Consider the following 22,712-nt stretch of genomic DNA (forward strand, 5'->3'; position numbering starts at 1 on the left):
TTCTGCGGGAAGTGTCAAAGCCGGGCGCGGAAGCCGAGGGCGAAGGTACGCGTGAAAAGCAGGGTGTCACGCGGGTACAGGTACTCGTCGCCGAAGTAGGTCCGGATGATGCTGTTGGTGAGGTTGGCGGCGTCGAACACCACGGTGAGGTCGGGATTGATGTCGTAGGCGATCGACAGGTCCAGGTTCTGCACCGCGCTCCGGCGGAAATCGTTCGGATTGACCCCGGTGAAATGCAGCCCCGTGCTGTAGCCGTCGCGCCAGACATACGAGGCTCGCGCCGACAGCCCGTCCTTTTCGTAGATGAGCGTGCCGCTGGCCGAGTATTTCGAAACGTTGGCGAAGGGCAGCGTGAGGTATCCGGTGACGCCCGGCAGCGGCGCAAGGGCCCGGTTCTCGCCATCTATGAAGGTGCCGTTGGCGCTGACCCCGAACCCATCCAGGAACTCCGGGAAGTAGGTGAAGCCGCCTTCGATGCCCGTCAGCTTGCCGGTGCCCGAATTTTCCGGGCGCGAGATCTGGTAGGTGCCGTTGTCGGGCCCGAGATAGTCGATCTGGAAATTGCTGGTGACCGACTGGATGAAGCCGGTCACATCCCGGTGGAAGACGGTCGCCGTGATCGAGCTGGACGCATCGATGTACCATTCCAGTGCCAGATCGTAATTGGTGGATTCGACCGGCTGCAGCTCGGCATTGCCGCTCGATCCGCGGCCGAATGGCTGCTGGCCGGGCACCGGCGGCGTCAGCGTCAGGGCAGGGTTCAGTTGCGCAAAGCTGGGCCGCGTGATCGTCTTGCTGGCAGCTGCCCGCAGGAACAGCCCGTCGGCCAGGCGATAGCGCAGGGCGATGTTGGGCAGCACATCCGTGCTGCTGCTGGCGATCCGCACCGGTTCGACCGCGGTTCCCAGCGCCCTGAACGCGTTGGAAACCGTGTCGACCTGCACGATCCGGATACCGGCCTGCCCGTCCAGGGCGCCCAGTTCGTAACTCGCCTGGGCGTAGCCGGCATAGCTTTTCTCCGTGATGTCGAAGAAGCGGCGATCCTCGAATTGCGGGTCGCCGGATGGCAGGCCGAAGCGTTCGCGCAGCACATCGATGTTGTCGAGCAGGTAGTCGGTCGACGGGGACACCCACGACTGGATGAACGGGCGCCGGTCTTCGAAGAAGCCGCCCGGTTTGCGCAGCAGCAGGCCGGGAATGCTGTCGGCCCGGACGGTCAGGCAAGGGACGGCCCCGGTGGCCGAGCAGTTCACGTTCTGCACGAAGGAACGCGACGTTGCGTCCCGCTGGTTCACGCGGGCGCCGATCGCCAGTTCGGTGAAGATCCACAGCGGGTCGCTGTAGGTCACGTCCCCGCGCCAGGTATATTCCTGACCCAGCGCCTCCGTCTCCGTCAGGTTCAGGCGTGCAAGATTGTACCTAGAGAAATCCGCCGGATCGTCGAACGGCAGCACGAATGTCGGGGTGCCGTTCGAACGGTCGAAGACGCCGTCGGTCCGCCGGGCGAGGAAATCGATGTCGAGGATGTAGTCGCGGTCGGCCGCTTCGGAGCGGGTGTACGAGACCTCCGACGCGATCGACAGGCCGCCATCCTCCCACGCTCCGCCCAGCGCGCCCTGCAGCCGGTCGGCATGATTGTGGTAGGTGATGCCATAGTTCGCCACCCGGTTGTTGAGCAGGCTGATCCGCTCCACCAGCTTCGTGTCGTCCACGAAGGTCAGCGGCTCGGCCAGCCGGCCGTTCATCGACGTGAAGTTCTGGTCGCCGTTCCCCTTGTCCCGGAACCCGTAGAACAGGCCATCGAAGAACAGGGTCAGGCGGTCGTCGGGGGCCCATTGCAACGATGTGTTCACGGCCGGCCGCTCGCGCCGGCCGATCGCATCCACGCCGCCGATCACGTCGCTGTGGAAGACCCGCGGTTCGGCGGCACTGGTACCGCGCGGGTCCAGCGGAACGCCGGGCGTATAGGGTGCCCGGCTGTTGTCGGGATTGTACCCGAAATAGCCACCATTGAAGATCGTCTGGTCGCGATAGTCGGTCCGCTGGTACGACAGCGCCACCAGTGCGCCAATGTCGCCGATGCCCGTTGACCAGCGGTCCGACAGCAGCGCGCTGACGTAGGGATTGAACGAATCCGACTGCTCCGCATAGACGCCGCGCGCGGACACGGCGAAGCGCGCGCCTTCGAAGTCGAAGGGGCGGCGGGTGCGAACGTTGATGAGCCCGGCGATGCCGCCTTCGATCTGGTCGGCCGAGCGCGACTTGTAGACGTCCACCCCGGCGACGAGATCGGCCGGCACGTCGGCCAGCGACAGCGAGCGGCCGGTGGTGCTGAAGATGTTGCGGCCGTTGATGACCGTCAGCACATCGGGCAGGCCGCGGACCAGCACCGTGCTGGATTCTCCGCGGAACCTTGGTGCCACCTGCACGCCGGGTACGCGCTGCAGCGCCTCCACCACATTGTTGTCCGGCAGCTTGCCGATGTCCTCAGCCACCACCGAGTCCACGATCTGCCGCGCGTTGCGCTTGATGGCCTGGGCGGAAGAAAGGCTGGCCCGGACGCCGGTCACGACGATCTCGGCAGCAGCGGAGGCCGACGTCGCGCCTGGACTCTCCGGCGCAGCCGGAGTGCCGGCAGCAACCGTGCCATCGCCCGCCCGCTGCGCCATCGTGGCTGGTGCCAGGGAAAAGCCGATGGCTAGTGCAGACACGCTGCCCAGCGTTCGATGAAGCCTGCTCATCTTCCTGTCCTCTCCTGTCCACGGCTTTGCCGCATGTTGTTGCAGTCTGCTAATCTGGTAGGACCAGAATGGCAAGAGCCTGTCTGCGAGATGAGCTTTACCTGTTCATTAGCCAGCATCTGGTACGACAGGATCATGCTGCGCCCGCATGGCCGCTTGACCTTTGCCGAGCTTGTCGAGCATTGTGCGGCGATGACGGCGGACGAAGCCCATCCCAGCAGCAAGCGGCCGGCCGACATCCGCGGCAGGGTCACGCATGACCTGGGTGTGGCGATCGTGACGGGTCGGCTGGCGCCGGGCGCCGCGCTGATGAGCGAGGAGCGGTTCAGCGCGGAGAATGGCATCTCCCGCGGCGCCTATCGCGAGGCACTGAAGATCCTTGCCGCGAAGGGCCTGGTGCATCAGCGGGTCAAGAGCGCCACGCGCGTGAACGAGCGCATCAGGTGGAGCATGCTTGACCTGGATGTACTGGGATGGATGTTCGAGGGCGGTGCCAGCCGGGACTTCATCAACGGCATCTTCGAACTGCGCCGGATCGTCGAGCCATCCGCGGCCGCGCTGGCCGCGCGGCGACGCGACGATCGCCAGCTTGCCCGTATGGGGCATGCGCTGGAAGAGATGGAGCGCAACGGCCTTCACGCCAGCGCCGGGCGGCAGGCCGACCAGGCCTTCCACCTCGCCATTCTGGAAGCGACGCGCAACGAGCCGCTGATGACGCTGTCGAACTCGATCGCGGCCGCAGTGGAGTGGACCACCCGCTTCGCCCGTGACCAGCGCGGGCAGAAACGCGACCCCATGCCCGATCATCACGCGGTCTATTCCGCGATCGTCGCGGGCGATCACCAGGGCGCGCGCGCAGCGATGGAGACGCTGATCGACAACGCCTTGCACGATGCCGACATGGTCCTCGCCAGCGGCTAGTCCGCCGACAGGTTCTTCTGTTTGACAGGACGATCCGGCGGAGTCACAACCATTGACGGGACACCGGTGTCCGGATGCATCCGGACTCAGAAGCCGGGACCATGGGAGGTTGTTGAAATGCGCATTGCTCGTTCGCGGCTGCGGGCCGCGTCTGCCTTGCTGTCCGGAACCCTGACAGCCGCGCTGCCCCTTGCTGCCGCCGCGCAGGTGGCACCCGGGGCCGATCCGGCGGTACAGCTCCCCGATCCGGTGGAGCCGTCGATCGCGGACGAGGGCGCTGGCGAGATCGTCGTGACCGGTTTTCGTGGAAGCCTGGCGCGTGCGCTGGAGATCAAGCGCGAAAGCAACGCCGTGGTCGACTCCATCGTGGCGGAGGACATCGCCAAGTTCCCGGACAACAACCTGGCCGAATCCATCCAGCGCGTGCCCGGCGTGACCATTACCCGCGACGGCGGGGAAGGGCGCAACATCTCCGTCCGCGGGCTTGGCCCGGATTTCACCCGCGTGCGGATCAACGGGATCGAGGCGCAGGCGACCACCGGCTCCAATCGCGGCCGCGGCTTCGACTTCAACGTTTTCGCCTCGGAGCTGTTCAACCAGATCGACGTACGCAAGACGCCCTCCGCCAATGTGGAGGAAGGATCCCTGGGCGCGACGGTCGACCTGCATACCGGCCGGCCGTTCGACACCGCCGGTTCGGTGCTCGCCGCATCGGCGCAGGCCGGGTACAACGATCTGGCGGAAGCGGCCGATCCGCGCTTCGCCGTCCTGGGCAGCACGCGGTGGGATACCGGCATCGGCGAGCTCGGTGTCTCCGCCTCCGTCGCCTATTCCGAGAAGACGACGCTGCAGAACGGCGTGTCCACGGTGGGCTGGCAGCAGGGCAATGCCGATGGCGGGTTCTGCAATCCGGCAACCAACGCCGCACTGTGCGCCGGCACGAACCCGAGCGCCTACCAGCTCGCCAGCCAGCCGACGACCCGGTACCCGCGCTTCCTGCGATACCAGGACTACAATCTGGAAACACAGCGCATCGGCGTCACCGGCTCGCTGCAATGGCGTCCCCAGCCCGAAACCACCATCACCCTCGACGCGCTGTTCTCGCGTTTCGAAGGCGAGCGCAACGAACGGCAGCTGGAAGCGATCTCGCTCAGCCGTCCGGCATCGACCGGCGGCAAGCCGGAGGTGGTCGTCCGCGATATCGAGGTCGATGAGAACGGTACCGCGCTGTACATGCTGCTCGACAACATGGACATCCGGTCCGAAAACTACTTGGACCGGTACGACACCACGTTCCAGCAATATACGCTGGGCGTGGAGCACGAGTTCAGCGACCGGTTCCGGGCCAGCGTGCTTGCCGGATATGTGAACAACGATTTCAACAACGCGTACGACTACATCGCGCAAATGGATCGGCAGAACGTCGACGGCTACTCCTACGACATGCGCGAGACCGGGCAGAACTTCCCGGTGATCGACTACAATTTCGACGTCACCGACCCGAACCAGTGGTATATCGGCCCGACCCGCATCGCACCCGGCGGCGGCACCGGCCGCAGTGGGCCGGATATCCGCCTGCGCCCGAACTGGAACGAGAACACCTACAAGACCGCGCAGTTCGACGTGTCCTACGAGTTGAGCGACGCGCTGACGCTGACGGGCGGGCTGCAGTACAAGACCTACGAATTCGTCGGCGAGGGGCAGCGCTTCGCCCTGGGCGAGGGCAACATTCCCGCGCTGCCCGCCGGCACCGGCGTGGCCGACGTGACCGAGCTGTATTGCGGGTTCGAAGGGCTGGACGTGCCGGCCGGCACCGACACCTGCTGGCTGACGCCAAACCTGCAGGCGATCGCCGATGCGTATGGCGTGTTCGGCGGCAATGACCGCTTCGCCCTGTCCGGCACCACCGCCAGCGCACGGGGCGACAACCGCACGGTGGAGGAGAAGGATTTCGGCGGCTACATCCAGCTGCAGTTCAATTTCGATGCCTGGGGCGTGCCGGTCCGCGGTGATGTGGGCTACCGGCGGGTTCGCACCAGGCAGGAATCGGGCTTCTTCACCACGGTGCCCACCACGGTGAATCCGTCCGGGTTCGAATGGACGGTGGTCGGCCGGTCCTACAATGACGATCTGCCATCGCTGAACCTGGTGGTGGAGCCGGTCGATGACGTGCTGGTGCGGTTCGGCGCCGCCAAGGTGATGGCGCGCCCCGGACTGGGCAGCATCTCCGCGGCGACGAATGTGTCGGTGGCGGGTGCGTCCCGCTCCGTCTCCACCGGCAACCCGTTCCTGGAACCGTTCCGCGCCAAGACCTTCGACTTCGCGGTCGAATGGTACCCTTCGGCCGGTTCGATCCTGTCGGCCGGGTTCTTCTACAAGGACGTGTCGACTTATGTGCAGAGCGTGACGCGGGCGGCACCGTTCTCGTCCACCGGTCTGCCGGACTCGCTGCTGGCCGGCACAGGCGTGACCGCGGCGGACGAGTTCCAGATATCCAACGTGATCAACACGCCGGGCGGCCCGCTCAAGGGGCTGGAACTGAACTTCCAGCAGGCGCTGACCTTCCTGCCGGGCTTCCTGTCCAACCTGGGGCTGCTGGCGAACTACACCTATGTCGATTCCGACATCGACTACTTCGTGACCGCGCCGAACGGAACGCAGATCACCGTCAGCCAGCCGCTGCTGAACCTGTCCAAGAACGCCTTCAACGCGACGATCTACTACGAAAGCGGGCCGTTCCAGGCGCGTGTATCGGGCACTTATCGTGACGGATACCTGACGGCGGTGCCGGCGGCGTACAACACCGATGTCTCCGGCGTGGAGTCGACAACCTTTGTCGATTTCTCGCTGTCGTACCGCATCATCGAGAACCTGACGCTGAGCCTGGAAGGAATCAACCTGACCAACGAGCCGACGGTGTCGTACAACGACTCGGTGGCCCAGCGGGTCGGTGACTATCTGCAGAGCGGGCGTCAGTTCTACGCCGGCGTCCGCTACAGCTTCTGATGCGCCACTCTGCCTCCCCGACACGCCGCCAGCTGCTGGGCGGCGGCTGCGCGGCCATGATAGTCACGGCCACCGCCGGACGGGCGCAGACGCCCGATCCGGCAGACCCCTGGGCAGAGGCGGCGCAGATCCGCCAGCGGATCGTGCCACCGCGCTTCCCCCATGCGAACAGCTTCACCCCGCAGCAGTTCGGCGGCGTGCCCGATGGCAGCACGCTGGCGACCGATGCCATCGCGCAGGCGATTGCGGCGGCGTCGGCCGCGCCCGGCGGCGGGCGCGTGGTGGTGGGTGGCGGCATCTGGCTGACCGGGCCGATCCGTCTGCTGTCCGGCGTGGAGCTGCATGTGGACCGGGACAGCACCTTGCGTTTCTCGCAGGATCCCGCGCTCTACTTCCCGCCGATCCTGACGCGGATGGAGGGGAACGAGCTGATGGGCATAGCGCCCTTCATCCACGCGCTGGAGGCGGAGAACATCGCCATCACCGGCGGCGGCGTGCTGGACGGGCAGGCCGACGAACAGCATTGGTGGGACCGGGCGCGCCGGCCGGCAGATAACGGGGAAAGCGACGGGCGGCGGCTGCGCCGGCTGGCGGAGGAAGGCGTGCCGGTGGCCGAGCGGGTGTTCGGGCCAGATACCACCATCCGCCCGCAATTCATCCAGCCCTATCGCTGCCGCAACGTGCTGATCGAAGGGGTGACCATCATCCGTTCGCCCATGTGGGAGATCCACCCGGTGGAGTGCGAGAACGTGACCGTGCGGCGCGTCACCATCTCCAGCCACGGGCCGAACAATGATGGCTGCGATCCGGAAAGCTGCCGCGACGTGCTGATCGAGGATTGCCTGTTCGATACGGGCGACGATTGCATCGCCATCAAGTCGGGTCGCAACGCCGACGGGCGCCGCCTGAACCGCCCGACGGAAAACGTGATCGTGTCCGGCTGCACCATGCTGGACGGGCATGGCGGCGTGACGCTGGGGAGCGAGATCAGTGGCGGGGTGCGCAACGTCTTTGTCGAGAACTGCCGCATGGACAGCCCGCAGCTGAACACCGCGATCCGGTTCAAGAACAATGCGGTGCGCGGCGGCACGCTGGAAAACATCCATGTGCGCGACGTGACCGTAGGGCAGGTTGGCCGTGCGGCGATCACCGTGGACTACAATTACGAAGAAGGCGCGGACGGCCCCTATACACCGGTGTTCGACGGCCTGACGGTGCAACGGATGCTGGTCGGCCGGTGCGAGCGGGTGCTGGACCTGCAAGGCTTCGCCCACGCGCCGATCCGCAACGTGCTGCTGCAGGACGTGACCGTCGTACGCGCGGCAGAACCCGACATCGTCGAGCATGTCGAAGGGCTGCACTATGCCAATGTCAGCCGCAACGGCGTGGCGGTGCGCGGGCCGACGCCGGGTGGAATGCCCCGGCGTGCCGGCCGGTCGGGCTGAAGGAGGAATTCATGCGCCACCACGCCCTTGCCGCCAGCCTGGCATGCGCCGCCACGCTGCTGCTGGTGCAGCCCGCCACCGCGCAAGAGATGGCGCGGGACCGGCTGATCGCGCATCTGACCGCGCAGGCTCGCGAACAGGCGGCAGAGCGTCGCGCGGTGGTACAGGCGATCACCACGCCCGAGCAGGCGCGGCTGCGGCAGGTGCGGGTGCGCGCCATGCTGGCCGAGCTGATCGGGCCGGAGCGTGCGGCCGGGCCGGTGCGGGCGGAGGTGACCGGGCGTAGCGACGGGGATGGCTTCGGCGTGGAAAGCCTGTGGTACGAAAGCGTGCCCGGCTACCGCGTCACCGCAAATCTTTATCGTCCGGGTCGCGGCAACGGTCCGTTTCCGGCGATCATCATGCAGCCGGGGCATGGGGTGGACGGCAAGCTGGGCAACCATGCCTTTGCCGCGAACCTGGCGCGTGCCGGCTTTATCGTGCTGTCGATCGACATCGTCGGAGAAGGCGAGCGGATCCAGCACTACGATCCGGAGATCGGCGCCTCCAAGGTCGGGCGGCCGACCGGCGAACATTCGGTGGCGTTCGGCCAGGCGCTGCCGACCGGCGGGCATGTCTCGCGCTGGTTCATCCAGGATGCAATGCGCGGCGTCGATTACCTGATGAGCCTGCCGGAGGTGGATGACCGCCGGATCGGCGCCTTCGGCTGTTCGGGCGGCGGCACGATCACGGCCTATCTCGCCGCACTCGACCCGCGCATCGCAGCCACCGCGACCGCCTGCTACGTCAACGACTACGACCATCTGCTGGCACCGGGCGGGCCGGGTCCGCAGGATGCGGAACAGTCGATCCCGTTCTTCCTGGAACGCGGCCTGGACCTGCCCGACTGGATCGAGGCGGCGGCACCACGCCCCTACGCCGTGGTGTCCACCACCGGCGACATGTTCCCGATCGCGGGCGCCCGCGCCGCTCATGCGGAAGCGGCGCGGTTCTACGCGATCATGGGTGCGGCCGACCGGATCACGATGATCGAAGGACCGGGCGGGCATGGCAATCTGCAGCCGATCGCGCCGCACATCATCGGCTTTTTCAATCGCTGGCTGCGTGATGATCCGGCCCAGCCCGCCTTTGTGACCATCCCGACCGGCGATCCGGCGCACCTGCTGGCGACGCCTGCCGGGCAACTGACGACCGCCCCTGATGGCGGCGACACGTTGCGGCAGGTGATCGCACGCGAAGCCCCGGTCCCCGCCGTGGCCTCCGCCGATTCCGCCTCCTTGCGTCAGGCGATCCGGGATGTCGCGCGCGTGCATGTGCTGCCCGGCGATCCCGCACCTGCCATGCAGGAAGGCGCGCCGGTCGACACCGATGGTCTGCGCACCTTGCCGCTCAGCTTCGCGGCGGCGCCCGACCTGGCGGTGAACGCGCTCTACGCCCGGGCGAGCGGGCGCGGGCGAAGGCCGACGCTGCTGGTGCTGCAAGCCCGGCCACAGGCGATCATGGCCCGCTGGCATGCCGCCGGCTGGAACGTGCTGGCGCTGGAGCCGCGCGGCGCTGGCGGGACGGAGGAGGCGAAGTCGCCGCTGACCGGTGACTGGACGCTGCTGTCCCTGCGCGCACTGCTGGTGGGGCAGACGCCGGTCGGGATGCGCACCGACGATGCCGTGGCGGCGCTGAACTGGCTGGCCGGTCGGCCGGAGGTCGGCCGGATCGAAGTGCTGGGCACGGGCGCGCTGGCACCGGTCGCGCTGCATGTCGGCGTGCTGGACGACCGGGTGGACGGGGTGACAGCGGTAAACGGGATTCTGCGCTATCGTGACTTCGTGGAACGCCCGCTCAGCCGCGACATGGCGGAGGTGAACCTGCCGGGCGTGCTGGCGCGCTACGACCTGCCCGACCTGATCACCGCACTCGGCAAGCGTGTGGTGCTGGTGAACCCCGTCAGCAGCGTGGGCGAGCCGCTGCGTGCCGAGCAGGTCGCCGCGATCCTGCCTGCCGCACCGCGGGTCATCTTCCAGAGCCCGCGCGATCCGATCCTGCCCTCCGCAAGGTAATCATCCATGTCCCAGACCGACCGCCGTTCGTTCCTTGCTGCCACCGCCATCGGCACTGTCGCCGCCGCGCTTCCGGCGACGGCCTTCGCGCAGCCTTCCGCGGCACCGGCCGCCCCGCAACTGCCCCAGCCGATGCCGGCGCGCGACACCGGCCTCAGGATCGATCCGCGCGAATTCGGGGCGGTGGTGGACGGCACGACCAAGGATACCGCCGCCGTCCAGCAGGCGCTGGATCGCTGCGCGGTGCTGGGCGGGGGCGAGGTGGTGCTGGCCGGCGGCACGTGGCTGGTCGGGGCCATCCGCGTGGGATCGCACACCACCTTGCGCGTGGAGGAAGGCGCCACACTGCAGGGATCGCCTGACCTGGCCGACTATCCGGTGCTGCAGGTGCGCTGGGAAGGGCGCTGGGTGCCTGGCCATATCGGGCTGGTCTGGGCGCAGGAGGCGCAGAATGTCAGCCTGACGGGCAAGGGCCGCATCCTTGCCTCCGACGCGATCCCGGGCCGCGTGGCGCAATCGGGGCTGCGCCATCCGGCGCTGCTGGAATTCGTGGACGTGCGCGGCCTGTCCGTCACCGATCTCCATACGCAGCAGAACGACATGTGGTCGATCCACCCGGTCTATTGCGAGGATGCCGTGTTCCGCGGCCTGACCGTGCATGGCCGCGCCGACGGCATCGATGTCGACAGCTGCCGCCGGGTGGTGATCGATCGCTGCGACTTCGACACGGTGGACGATTGCATCTCCCTGAAATCAGGCCGGGGTATGGAGGGCAACACCATCGCCCGGCCGACAGAGGACGTGACCATCACCGACTGCGTGTTCCGCGACCAGCGCTGGGCCTGCATCGGCATCGGCAGCGAGACTTCCGCCGGCATCCGCCGCGTGCTGGTGGAACGGTGCCAGTGCCTGAAGGCGCACACCTTCGCCATCTACCTCAAGACCCGCCCCGGGCGCGGCGCCTTCATCCGGGACATCACCATGCGCGACCTGGATGTCTCCGGCGCGGGCTACGGCTTCCTGCGGCTCAACTTCCTCGACAGCGGCAAGCAGGACCAGTTCCCGGTGGGCGGGGCGGACGGGATTCCCGACGTGGGCGGCTTCATCTTCGAACGGATCCGCGTGAAGGATGTGCCCATCCTGGTGGAGGCGGTGAACATCCATCCCGACAAGCCGGTGGACGGCTTCGTGCTGCGCGATCTCAGCGGCACCTGCGGGCACGGCATCACCCTCGCCAACATGCGCGACGTGGTGGTGGAGAATGTCGACGTGAAGGTATTCTCCGGCCCGCTGCTGGCGGTCAACAACGTCACCGGGCGCGGGCTGGTGGACACCGCGGCGCCGCTGGTGCCGACGGTCCGTCCGCCAGATATCGTGGCGGCCGATCCCCCTTATCGCCTGGGAATGACGACCGGCCGCCCGAACTGACCACCTCACCTGCCGTACGACATGCATGGCGATCTGCATGGTGCAGCCATGGTGCCGCCGCCGCTGGATGGTAGCGTCCGGCGCCGCCAGCCGTTAGAGTCGGCGCGCGAGACAAGGGAGAAGGGATGGCGGCGCCATCAACCGACAGCACGGGGCCAGATCCCGGCGGCAGGCGGCCGACGATCAACGACGTCGCGCATGCCGCGCAGGTTTCCAAGAAGACCGTCTCGCGTGTCATCAACCAGGTCGCCACCGTGCATCCGGACATGCGCGCGCGCGTGGAGCGCGCGATCGCCGAACTGGGTTTCCGGCCCAACCCGCAGGCGCGCAGCCTGGCCTTCGGCCGCGCCTTCCTGCTGGGCCTGATCTACGACAATCCCAGCCCGACCTATGTGGTGAACATGCAGCATGGCCTGCTGGACGGCCTGCGCGGCACGGGCATGGAACTGGTGGTGCATCCGTGCCGGCATGCCGCGCCCACCCTGCTGGAGGAGATCCGCGAATTCGTGGAGCGGCAGAGGCTGGCCGGGGTCGTGCTGCTGCCACCCTTGTCGGAGGACGAGCGGGTGATCGCCCTGCTGCGTTCCATCGGCTGTTCCTATGTCCGGATTGCCGCGCTGGCGCTGGACGAGCCGGGATCGATGGTGACCACCAACGATCACCTGGGCGCGGCCGAGGCGGGCGATCACCTGGCCCGGCTCGGCCACCGGCGCATCGCTCTGCTGCGCGGGCCGCCCTCGTTCCGCTCCTGCACGGTGCGCGGGCACGGTTTCATCGGGGCGCTGGCCGCGCACGGGATCACGCTTGATCCGGCGCTGGACCGGGACGGGGCCTATACCTTCGAATCCGGCGTGGAGGCCGGGCACGCGTTGCTGGCGCTGGCCGACCCGCCCACCGCGATCTTCGCGCTGAACGACGACATGGCGATCGGCGTGATGCAGGCTGCGCGGGAACGCGGGCTGGAATTGCCGCGAGATCTTTCGGTCGTGGGCTTCGACGACCTGCCGATGGCAGCGCGGGTGTGGCCCAATCTCACATCCGTGCGGTTGCCGATCCGTGACATGGGGCAGATGGCGGCGGAGAAGCTGCTGGCCCGGGTCAACGGCGTCGACCCGGCCGCGCTCGATCAGCCCGCAGTGTGCCCGGCCCTGGTCTTGCGTCAATCCGCCATCGCGCTGCCATGAAAGCTGGTTGCTGCGGCTAGCGGGCCGCCGGCAGGTGGTCGCCGTCGTCAGACCAGCCCCTCCACCATCGGCCCTTCCTGCGCCTGCGGGAACAGGACCCGGCGCGTTTGTGCCGGATCGAGGGCGAAGTGTCCGGCAATCGCCCCGGCGATGAAGCTGTCCAGATCGGTGGTCGGCCGCAGGTCGCGCCCGTCGTGCAGCGATCCGGCGGCCAGACCCGGCCAGTCGGCGATGACCCGCCCGCCCTTGACTGCGCCACCCAGCAGCATCGCGCTCGCCGCCGTGCCATGGTCGGTTCCGCCGGTACCGTTGATGGCCACAGTGCGCCCGAACTCGGTTGCGACCAGCACCATCGTGTTGGCCCATTCGGCGCCCAAGCCGGTTCGGATCGCGCCGATCATCGCATCGAGCCCGCGCAACTGCCCGGCAAGCCGCTGCCGCTGCCCGGCATGCGTGTCCCAGCCGCCGGTCTCGATCATCGCGATGCGGGCGCCTTCGGCCGGGGCCATCAGCCGTGCACACAGATCCCCGGTGGCGGCGGCGTTGCGGCCATTGTCGGCCGCCAGGTCGCCGGTCAGCAGCCGCGTCGCCAGCGCCTGATCCCACAAGCCATGCAGCTGCGCATCGTCCTGGTACAGCATCGACACGCGTTCGATCAGATCGTCCGACGCCTGGGGCAGGTTCGACGGGGCGTAGCTTGCCACGTCGCGGGCGCCGCGCAGCGCCAGGGGGATCGCGGCGGCGATCGCCATCGCCCGCGCATCGTCCGGCGGCAACAGCGACAGCATCCGGTTCAGCCAGCCATCCTTGACGGTGTAGGGGCCGCTGCCCCCGCTTTCGAGCACGTTCTGCCCATCGAAGTGCGAGCGTTCGCGATAGGGCGAGGCGATGGCGTGGGCGAACAGCGCTTGGCCTGCGCCATACAACTGCCCGGTCTGCGCCAGCGCCGGATGCAGCGTGAATAGCGGATCGAGCTGCACGCCGCCCTCGGCCACGTCGGCCAGCATGCCGCGCTGGCCGGCAAAGGCGGGGTCACCCACGGGGACGACAATGCCCAGACCATCGGCGGCGCCGCGCTGGATGATGAACACGAACCGCTTGTCGGTCGGCACCGCGGCAAAGGCAATCCGGGGTACGAACAGCGTGGCCGCGGCCCCCAGCAGCCCGGTGCCGAGCAGGTTGCGTCGGTCGATCATCAGCTATCTCCGCATGAAATCGGGTGAAACCAGCAGCAGCGCCAGCCCCTGTGTCGGGCTTTCGGCGCGGGCGATCGCGGTGGCCGTCTGCGCCGTCAGCGTGCCGCCGAACAAGGCGGCGGCGACGGCGCTTGTATCGCCCATGCCCTGCGCGCGCGCCGCCAGCCGTTCGGCCACCTCGACCCGCCGCATCACGGCGTCGGGACCGGCCCAGCTGGCCGCGACATCATCGAACCCGGCGGGCGATCCCGGCCGCCACACCGCCTGCCCAAGCTGGGTGACGAAGCCCAGCACATTGGGCGTGGGGAAGGTCTCGGCACCCGTTGCCCGCAATGCCGACACGGCCCATTCCCATGGCGTCTTGAACTTGGCCGGCGTCGGCGACCATGCCTCCGGCGCATCGATCAGCGCACGGTAAAGCGTGGGCAAGTCTCCGTCTGCCTGCAGGAAGGCCTGTTCCAGGCGGCTGACGAGCGCCGGCGGCGGCGTGTCGGCGACGAAGTGGCGCGCTAGCTTTGTCGCGACATGGTGCGCGGTGGCCGCGTGGGCGGCCAGCATGTCCAGCACGGCCTGGCCCTGCTCCTCGCCACCTGCGTCGAATGTCCGGCCAAGGATGGTGCGGGTGCCGGGCTCATGCATCGCCGGCACAAAGGCGAACCCTCCCGGTGTTGCCGCAGCGGCCCGCCGGCGTGCGGGCCTGCGCGCCCCACCGGCCACGCTCCACCCGGTCAGGGCACGGGCAAATTCACCGATGTCCGCCTGATCGTAACCCCCACGGACCCCCAGCGTATGCAGTTCCAAGATTTCGCGCGCCAGGTTCTCGTTCAGTCCACGGGTGCGGCCGTTGGCACCGGCGCGCTGCCCGGCGGGGCTGCCGGGACCGACCGATTGCGCCTGGTCCAGATAGGTCAGCATCGCGGGATGCCGCTCAACGGCCCGCAGCATGTCGCCGAAGCTGCCCAGCACATGCGGCCGGATCGCATCGAATTCGAAGCTGCCCGCCATTGCGATCACCGGCGGCTTCTCGGCAGAGATCGCGAAATGGTTGGACCAGAAATGCACCAGCCGGTCCATGAACGGGGTCGGGGTGGTCAATGCGGAAATGCCGCGTGCGGCCACCGACTGTGCATAAAGGTCACGCAGGTTCCTGCGCTCGGTCCGGCGCGCCTGCATCGCCGGGTCGCGCATGGCGGGATCGGCATCGGCAGGCATGGAAGCGGCACCGGATGGCGCCGCGGTGGCATTGCGCTGCATCCGACCCTCTCGTGCCGCCGCAGCATAGTCAGCCAGCGCGGCTGCGGCCTCTGGCTGCGACGGAGCTTCGGCTATCGCCGGTGGGCGGGGATCATATCGGTCGAACTGGCCCAGCAGCCAGGCACGCGGATCGCCTGGCAATCCTTCGCCGGGGCGGGCACCCAGTCCAAAGCGGTTAACGGCGATTTCAGGCAGTTGCATCAGCTTGCTCCTGTTGGAAGCAATAGTGCCGGCCACCTGTATCAGGACTTTGTCAGTATTGTCGTTCGACTTGCCCCACGGCCAGCCCGTCGCAAACAGGCTGGATCAATCCGCCGGTTTGCTCCGCGTCCCACAGGATCCAGCCCTATGAACACCTGATGCGATTGTTTCAGGCCGCTACCGACTCGCCGGGTTGCGGATCGAGAGCTCTCCTCTTCCTCTGCTTCCGCACGCGTCTGGATAGCGCCGTGTACGGTCTTACCGGCCGGACTCGGGTGCCGCCGGTTGCGCCTGCTGCTGCTGCTGGGCGGCGGCGACGTGCTGTTCGGCGGCCGCCTGGATGCGCTGTTGCAGGCCGGTGTCGCTCTCGCTGGCGAGGGCGATCTGGTTGAAGCGCTGCGGGTCGATCCCGGTCTGCTGCATCACGCCCATCATCGCGGCCTGCTGCTGTTCCTTGGCCAGCGTCGTGTCGCCGGCGACCTGCTCGAGCACCAGCGCAGTCAGGGCGAAGCGGGACACCTCTTCGTCGTCGATCTCGCCGGCTGGTGGAAGCTGGGACGGGGTGCCCGGCGCTGCGGCTGGTGGCTGGGCCGCGGCATTGTCCTGCGCCAGGGCGGTGCCGGTCAGCATGGCGGGTGCGCAGAACAGCGCGAGTGCGATCTTGATGATAAATGCCTCCTGGCGTTGCGTGGCACCGGGTATGGGTGCTTTTGCCGGCAGGGTAAGCGCAGACCTGACGGTGCGTGGCGCGGACGTGGCAGGCCGTTGCCGGTCACGCCTGCACGGATAGCGGTCAGAGCGGATTGCCGTCGCTGTCGCGGAAGATCTCGCGCCGGCCCAGATGGTTCGCCGGGCCGACGAAGCCGTCCTCCTCCATGCGCTCGATCCACTTGGCGGCAGTGTTGTAGCCGACGCCCATCTGGCGCTGCAGCCACGATCCGCTGGCGCGCTGCGCCTCGAACACGACCTGGCAGGCCTGGCGGTACTTGCGCTCGTCCGGATCGTCGCTGGCGGTGAGCTCGTCGTCGAAGCCGAAGACGCCCTCCAGCGGTTCCTCCGTGACCGAATCGACATAGACCGGCTTGCCCTGCGCGCGCCAGTGGACCGCGACGCGTTCCACCTCCTCGTCCGACAGGAACGGGCCGTGCACGCGCTTCAGCGCCGCGCTGCCGGACTTGTAGAGCATGTCGCCCTTGCCCAGCAGCTGTTCGGCGCCGTGCTCGCCCAGGATGGTGCGGCTGTCGATACGGCTGGTGACGTTGAAGCTGATGCGGGTCGGCAGGTTGGCCTTGATCACGCCGGTGATGACGTCGACCGACGGGCGCTGCGTCGCCATGATCAGGTGGATGCCGGCGGCGCGACTCTTCTGGCTCAGGCGCTGGATCAGCACCTCGACTTCCTTGCCCACGGTCACCATCAGGTCGGCCAGCTCGTCCACGATCAGCACGATCTGCGACAGCACGGCGTAGTCGAGCTGCTCTTCCTCGAACAGTTCCTCGCCCGTGTCGGGGTCGAAGCCGGTCTGCACCCGGCGGCCCAGCGGCTTGCCCTTGGCGGCAGCGGCGCGGATGCGTTCGTTGAAGCCGGCCAGATTGCGCGCCCCGATGCTGGACATCATGCGGTAACGCCGCTCCATCTCCTCCACCGCCCATTTCAGCGCGCGGATCGCCTTCGGCGGATCGACCACCACCGGCGACAGCAGGTGCGGGATGTCGTTGTAGACCGACAGTTCCAGCACCTTGGGATCGATCAGGATCAGCCGGCACTCGGCCGGTGTGAAGCGGTAAAGCAGCGAGATCAGGATGCCGTTGAGGCCGACCGACTTGCCGGACCCGGTCGTGCCCGCCACCAGCAGGTGGGGCATGGCGGCAAGATCGGCCACGACCGGTTCGCCGGCAATGTCCTTGCCCAGGATGATCGGCAGGTTGCCCTTGGCATCCGCGAATGCCTCGCTGGCGACCAGTTCCTTGAAGCTGACCATCTGCCGGTCGGCATTGGGCAGTTCGATGCCCATCACCGTGCGTCCGGGAATGGAGGACACGCGCGCGCTGATCGCGCTCATGTTGCGGGCGATATCCTCCGCCAGGCCGATCACGCGCACGGCCTTGGTACCGGGCGCGGGCTCCAGCTCGTACATCGTCACCACCGGGCCGGTGCGCACCGCGGTGATCTCGCCCTTCACGTTGAAGTCGTCGAGCACGTTTTCCAGCAGGCGGGCATTCCGCTCCAGCGCCAGCTTGTCGATCTTGTGGCCGGTATCGGGCGGCGGGTCGGCCAGCAGGTCCAGGCTGGGCAGGGCCAGATTGTCGAACAGGTCCTGCTGCTTGGCCACCTGCGGCTTGGTCGCGGGCGTGGGCGGACGGCTAGGGTCGGCGATCTCCGGCGCGCGGCGCGGCGTGTCGTCGTCGATGTCGGTATCGTCGATGTCGAGCTGCACGGGGGCGGGACGTTCACGCCGTCTGGCAGGGCGCGGGGCGGCATCCTCATCGTCCTCGCCGGTCTCGAACGCGTCCTCGGATGCGCGCCGCTTCGCCCGCGCGCGGCGCAGGGCACCCGGCAGGGTCAGCAATTGCTGCCAGTCAAAGGCGAAGACCCGCCCAGCCAGATAGAGCCCGCCGACGAGGCACAGCAGCGCGGCCGCCAGCACGGCCCAGCCGCGCGCGACCAGCGGCAGCAGGCCGGCCAGCCCCTCGATCCCCTTGGCGCCCAGCAGCCCGGCCATGCCGCCGGTGCTGGCGGGCAGTCCGTCCACCTGGCCGAAGCCGAGCGCGAGCACGGTGGCGAGCAGCACGGTGGCGAGCAGCAGCAGCGCGACCGCCTGCCACCAGCGGCGGCCATGCGGCGTCTCCTCCGCCTCCGCATCGCGCCACAGCTTGGTGGCGAAGGCATACAGCAGTGGCAGCAGCAGCGCGGCGGCCAGGCCGAACAGCAGCAGCGCGCCGTCGGCGGCATAGGCACCCGGCACGCCCATCCAGTTGCCGACGCGGTCCGTGGCAGCGGCGGTGGAGAAGGAGGGGTCGGTCTGGTGATAGGAGACCAGCGCCAGCAGCAGGAAGGCCAGCGCGGCGAACAGCAGCCCGGCGCCCGCGAGCTGCCCGGCCCGCGCCACGGAGCGGCGGAAGGCCGCGCGCCAGTCCGCCGCCGGCGCGCCGCCGCGCGCCGTACGTGCCGGTGCGGCGCTTCCGCCGATCGCCCGCGATGCCATGGTCAATGTTCCCCTTTCGTGCGGACTATCCCAGCCGGGGCCAGCGCCGTCAAGCAGAGCAGGCCTCAGCTCAGCCCGTCGATCGCCGCCCAGCAGGGCCAGCGCAGGGCCAGCGCACGGCCCCGGTCCATGCCGCCCAGCGCGACCACCGGCACGGCAGACAGGCGTGCCAGCAGGCGGAAGCGCACCGGGCCCAGCGTGGCCGCGCCCGGGTGGGAGCGGGTGGGGAAGACCGGCGACAGCAGCACGGCATCGGCCCCGCGCAGGTTGGCGCGGGCGATCTCCCGCGCGGAGTGCGCCGTCGCCAGCCAGAGCCGGCCCATTATCTTGCGCCCGTAATGCCCGTCCGCCGGCCAGCGCGCCTCACCCGCCAGCACCGCGATGTGGCCGTGGGCGCGGCAAAGCCGGCGCACCTGCGCGAAGCGGGCGCGCCGCTCCGCCGGGGGCAGGTGATAATGGCGGAACACCAGCCCGCTGCCGCGCGGCAGGCGGGCGAGCGCCCGGCCCAGCACCGCATCGTTGCGTGCATCGGTGAGCAGCCACAGGCTGGGCAGAGGATCGCGGGAGAGGGTCTGGCGCGGGCGCATGGCGCGGCTATAGGCACCGATCATGCACGATCCCGCAACCCTTCTGGCCACCATCGACGCCCGCATAGAGCGCGCCTGCAGCATCGCCACCCGCGAGCGCCGCGATGTGACGCTGATCGCGATCAGCAAGACCCACCCCGCCGGGGCGATCGCGCCGTTGCTGGAAGCCGGCCAGCGCGCGTTCGGGGAGAACCGCGTGCAGGAGGCGCAGGGCAAGTGGCCCGGTCTGCGGGAGCAATGGCCGGATGTGCAGCTGCACCTGGTCGGCCAGCTGCAATCGAACAAGGCGGAGGATGCCGTGGCGCTGTTTGACGCGATCCATTCGCTTGACCGGCCCGGCCTGGTGACCGCGCTGGCCCGCGCGATGGACAAGGCCGGACGGCGGGTGCCGTGCTTCGTACAGGTCGATATCGGTGCGGAGGCCCAGAAGGGCGGTTGCCCGGTGGCCGAGCTGCCCGCGCTGGTCGCCGCCGCGCGCGATGCCGGCATCCCGCTGGCCGGGCTGATGTGCGTGCCGCCCTTCGGCATCGAGCCGACGCCGTTCTTCGCCCTGCTGGACAAGCTGGCCGGCGATCATGGACTGGATGGCCGCTCCATGGGGATGAGCGGCGATTTCGAGACCGCGATCATGCTGGGCGCCACGCATGTGCGGGTCGGCACCGCGCTGTTCGGGCAGCGCGACTAGACCGGCACCGGCTGGCTGGCGGCCGCCAGCAGCGCCTTCTCGATCTTTGCCAGCCGTTCGGGGTTGCGCAGCTTCGCGCCGGTCAGGTCCGTGACGTAGAAGGTGTCCACCGCGCGCTCGCCATAATGGGTGATGTGCGCGGAATTGACCATCAGCAGTTCCTCGAACAGCACGCGCGCCAGCCGGTTCAGCAAGGCGGGACGGTCCGCGGCGCTGACCTCCAGCACGGTGAAGCGGTCGGATGCGGCATGGTCCCAGGCGACCTGCGGATGCACATGGAAGCTGTCCGCGCGGGGGCGCGCCAACGGCCGGCGCGCCAGCTGCGGCGGCAGGTCGATCCGGCCGGCCAGGGCATCGCGGATCGCCTCTTCCAGCCGCTGCAGCTGGTACGGTTCGCGAAACGGGCTGCCCAGCGGGTCCTGCACCAGGAAATTGTCCACCGCCTTGCCCATCCGGGTGGTGTGGATGCGCGCATCGATCACATTGCCGCCCGACAGGTGGATCGCCCCGGCGATGCGGAAGAACAGGCCGGGATGGTCATCCCCGATCACCGTCACCAGCGTCGCACCGCGCGCGGCATAGTAATGCGCGTGGATCGACAGCGCATGCTGCAGGCGCTTGGCTTCCGCATAATGCGGCAGGTTCAGCGCGATGATGTCCTCCGGCTCGGCGATCCAGTAATTGTCGTCGAAGCGGTCGCCGATCTCCTCCAGCACGCCGGCCCCGTCGCCCAGCAGCTGGGCCACGCGCGCCTGCTTGGCGGCAACGCGCTGGCCGCCGGGCTTGCCGGGCGCTCCACGCATCCGTTCCTCGGCGAGGGTGTGCAGCTCCCCCAGCAGCTGGCGCTTCCAGCTGTTCCAGATGCCCGGGCCGACCGCGCGGATATCTACCACGGTCAGCACCAGCAGCTGGCGCAGGCGTTCGGCATCCTGCACCACGCCCACGAAGTCGGTGATGGTCTTGGGATCGGTCAGGTCGCGCTTGAAGGCGGTGTGGCTCATCAGCAGGTGATGCAGCACCAGCCAGCTGACCAGCTGCGTCTCCACCTCGTCCAGCCCCAGCCGCGGGCACAGCCGCAGCGCGACCTCCGCCCCCAGCACCGAATGATCGCCATCGCGACCCTTGGCGATATCGTGCAGCAAGGTGGCGACATACAGCACGCGGCGATGCGTCAGCCGCCCGATCAGCTCGCTGGCGAGCGGGTGGTCCTCCTCCAGCTCGCCACGTTCGATCCGGGACACCAGCCCGATGGCGCGAATGGTGTGCTCGTCCACCGTGTAATGGTGATACATGTCGAACTGCATCTGCGCGCCGACCCGCCCGAAATCGGGCACGAAGCGGCCGAACACGCCCGCCTCGTTCATCCAGCGCAGCACCGTCTCCGGATCGTTGTGCCCCGCCAGCACTGCCAGGAACAGCTCGTTGGCGCGGGGATCACGGCGGACCTCGCCCTTGATCAGCGCCGCATCGCGCAGGATCATGCGGGTGGTGGCCGGGTGGATCTCCAGCCCCTCGCGCTCGGCAATGGCGTAGATCTCCAGCAGGCGCACCGGGTCGCCCTGGAACCAGTCGTCGGCGGGCGCGGCGATGCGGCCGTTGACCACCGTATAGCCATCCGCCCGCTGCCGTCCGTCGCGCCGCAGCGCCGCCAGCAGGCGGGATGGCCGGCGGGGTGCGGTGCCTTCGTCGAAATGCGCCAGGAACACGCCGGTCAGGTGCCCGACCAGGCGCGCCTGCAGGAAATAGAACTGCATGAAGCGTTCCACGCTGCTCTTTCCCGGCCGCTCGGCAAAGCGCATCCGCGCCGCCACCTCGCGCTGCTGGTCGAAGGTCAGGCGGTCCTCCGCCCGGCCGGTGATCGTGTGCAGGTGGCAGCGCACCGCCAGCAGGAAGCCTTCCGCCCGGCGGAAGCTGCGATATTCGGGGGACGAGAGCAGGCCGACATCGACCAATTCGGCGGCGCGTTCCACCCGGTGCAGGTACTTGCCGATCCAGTACAGCGTCTGCAGGTCGCGCAGGCCGCCCTTGCCGTCCTTGACGTTGGGTTCCACGACGTAGCGGCTGTTGCCCATCCGCTTGTGCCGGGCGGCGCGCTCCGCCAGCTTTTCGGTCACGAAGCGTGTCTCGGACCCGGGCACCACTTCCGCCCAGAACCGCTGGCTGGCCTCGGCATACAGCGCCTCGTCACCCCACAGGTAACGTCCTTCCAGCAGCGCGGTGCGGATGGTCAGGTCGGCGCGCGCCATGCGCACCATCTCGTCCAGCGACCGGCTGGAATGGCCGACCTTCAGGCCCAGGTCCCACAGGAAGTACAGCAGCGCCTCGATCACCTGCTCGCACCAGGGCGCCTTCGATCCGGGCGTGATGCAGGCCAGGTCCACGTCCGAATGCGGCGCCATCTCCGCCCGGCCGTAGCCACCCACCGCGATCAACGTCAGCCGCTCCCCCGGTGCGCGGTCGGGCGCCGGATGGACATCCTCCACCACATGATCGTGCACCACGCGGATCAGCTGGTCGATCAGCCAGGCATGGCCGCGGGTGATCTCGTGCCCGGCGGAAGGTTTCTCCGCCAGCCGGCGCGCCAGCTCCGCCCGGCCGGTGTCCAGCGCCGCCCGCAGCAGCGCCACGATCCGGGGGCGTGCCCCGGCGGCGCCATGTTCGGCGACCAGCGCAGCCAGTGCGTCGGTCAGTTCCGCACGGTCGAGCACCTTGCGAGGGGTGGGGATCTGCAGCAGTTTCACGGGTCAGGTCGATAGGGCAAGCGGCGGCCAACGAACAGGGCGGGCAAAGCGCCATGCCCTTTTG

At 68.5% G+C, this 22,712-nt stretch carries 14 protein-coding genes; 7 read left to right on the forward strand and 7 right to left on the reverse strand.

From position 1 onward, the window contains the following. Positions 1 to 14 precede the first annotated feature (14 nt). Positions 15 to 2,741: a TonB-dependent receptor gene (locus PK98_RS13985; protein ID WP_235425521.1), complete on the reverse strand. Its 2,727-nt coding sequence runs from the start codon at positions 2,739 to 2,741 to the stop codon at positions 15 to 17. Between the two features lie 90 nt (positions 2,742 to 2,831). Between PK98_RS13985 and PK98_RS13990 the strand changes: the two genes are divergently transcribed. From PK98_RS13990 to PK98_RS14015, 6 genes are all read left to right on the forward strand, one after another. Further along, positions 2,832 to 3,662 (forward strand): FadR/GntR family transcriptional regulator, encoded by an 831-nt coding sequence (locus tag PK98_RS13990; protein ID WP_326998668.1) that lies wholly within the window; start codon positions 2,832 to 2,834, stop codon positions 3,660 to 3,662. Between the two features lie 156 nt (positions 3,663 to 3,818). Then, positions 3,819 to 6,668 carry a TonB-dependent receptor gene (locus PK98_RS13995; RefSeq protein ID WP_052208728.1) on the forward strand — a complete coding sequence of 950 codons (2,850 nt, stop codon included), beginning with the start codon at positions 3,819 to 3,821 and terminating at the stop codon, positions 6,666 to 6,668. Continuing rightward, positions 6,668 to 8,113: a glycoside hydrolase family 28 protein gene (locus tag PK98_RS14000; protein ID WP_052208730.1), complete on the forward strand. Its 1,446-nt coding sequence runs from the start codon at positions 6,668 to 6,670 to the stop codon at positions 8,111 to 8,113. Before PK98_RS13995 ends, PK98_RS14000 begins: the two co-directional genes overlap by 1 nt. A gap of 11 nt (positions 8,114 to 8,124) precedes the next feature. After that, on the forward strand, positions 8,125 to 10,167 hold the full coding sequence (locus PK98_RS14005; RefSeq protein WP_052208732.1) for an alpha/beta hydrolase: 2,043 nt from the start codon (positions 8,125 to 8,127) through the stop codon (positions 10,165 to 10,167). A gap of 6 nt (positions 10,168 to 10,173) precedes the next feature. Next, positions 10,174 to 11,595, forward strand: a complete 1,422-nt coding sequence (locus PK98_RS14010) for a glycoside hydrolase family 28 protein (protein ID WP_052208734.1) — start codon at positions 10,174 to 10,176, stop codon at positions 11,593 to 11,595. Positions 11,596 to 11,720: 125 nt separating this feature from the next. Continuing rightward, positions 11,721 to 12,779 (forward strand): LacI family DNA-binding transcriptional regulator, encoded by a 1,059-nt coding sequence (locus PK98_RS14015; RefSeq protein WP_039097427.1) that lies wholly within the window; start codon positions 11,721 to 11,723, stop codon positions 12,777 to 12,779. A 47-nt stretch (positions 12,780 to 12,826) separates the two neighbouring features. Here the strand turns inward: PK98_RS14015 and PK98_RS14020 are convergent, their stop codons facing one another. From PK98_RS14020 to PK98_RS14040, 5 genes are all read right to left on the reverse strand, one after another. Next, positions 12,827 to 13,975 (reverse strand): DUF1501 domain-containing protein, encoded by a 1,149-nt coding sequence (locus tag PK98_RS14020; RefSeq protein ID WP_039097429.1) that lies wholly within the window; start codon positions 13,973 to 13,975, stop codon positions 12,827 to 12,829. Between the two features lie 3 nt (positions 13,976 to 13,978). Then, complete coding sequence (locus tag PK98_RS14025) at positions 13,979 to 15,430, reverse strand: DUF1800 domain-containing protein (RefSeq protein ID WP_039097430.1); 1,452 nt, start codon at positions 15,428 to 15,430, stop codon at positions 13,979 to 13,981. A 258-nt stretch (positions 15,431 to 15,688) separates the two neighbouring features. Beyond that, a complete protein-coding gene (locus tag PK98_RS14030; protein ID WP_052208736.1) occupies positions 15,689 to 16,060 on the reverse strand; it encodes a DUF4168 domain-containing protein in 372 nt (123 codons plus the stop codon). Positions 16,061 to 16,223: 163 nt separating this feature from the next. Beyond that, positions 16,224 to 18,635 carry a DNA translocase FtsK gene (locus PK98_RS14035; protein WP_039097431.1) on the reverse strand — a complete coding sequence of 804 codons (2,412 nt, stop codon included), beginning with the start codon at positions 18,633 to 18,635 and terminating at the stop codon, positions 16,224 to 16,226. A 65-nt stretch (positions 18,636 to 18,700) separates the two neighbouring features. Beyond that, a complete protein-coding gene (locus tag PK98_RS14040; RefSeq protein WP_039097432.1) occupies positions 18,701 to 19,246 on the reverse strand; it encodes a thiamine phosphate synthase in 546 nt (181 codons plus the stop codon). Between PK98_RS14040 and PK98_RS14045 the strand changes: the two genes are divergently transcribed. Further along, a complete protein-coding gene (locus PK98_RS14045) occupies positions 19,245 to 19,907 on the forward strand; it encodes a YggS family pyridoxal phosphate-dependent enzyme (RefSeq protein ID WP_039097433.1) in 663 nt (220 codons plus the stop codon). The two genes, PK98_RS14040 and PK98_RS14045, sit on opposite strands and share 2 nt — an antisense overlap. Here the strand turns inward: PK98_RS14045 and PK98_RS14050 are convergent. After that, positions 19,904 to 22,648: a [protein-PII] uridylyltransferase gene (locus PK98_RS14050; RefSeq protein ID WP_039097434.1), complete on the reverse strand. Its 2,745-nt coding sequence runs from the start codon at positions 22,646 to 22,648 to the stop codon at positions 19,904 to 19,906. The two genes, PK98_RS14045 and PK98_RS14050, sit on opposite strands and share 4 nt — an antisense overlap. Between the last annotated feature and the right edge of the window lie 64 nt (positions 22,649 to 22,712).

It is taken from the genome of Croceibacterium mercuriale, assembly GCF_000802385.1.
Classification (GTDB): Bacteria; Pseudomonadota; Alphaproteobacteria; order Sphingomonadales; family Sphingomonadaceae; genus Croceibacterium; species Croceibacterium mercuriale.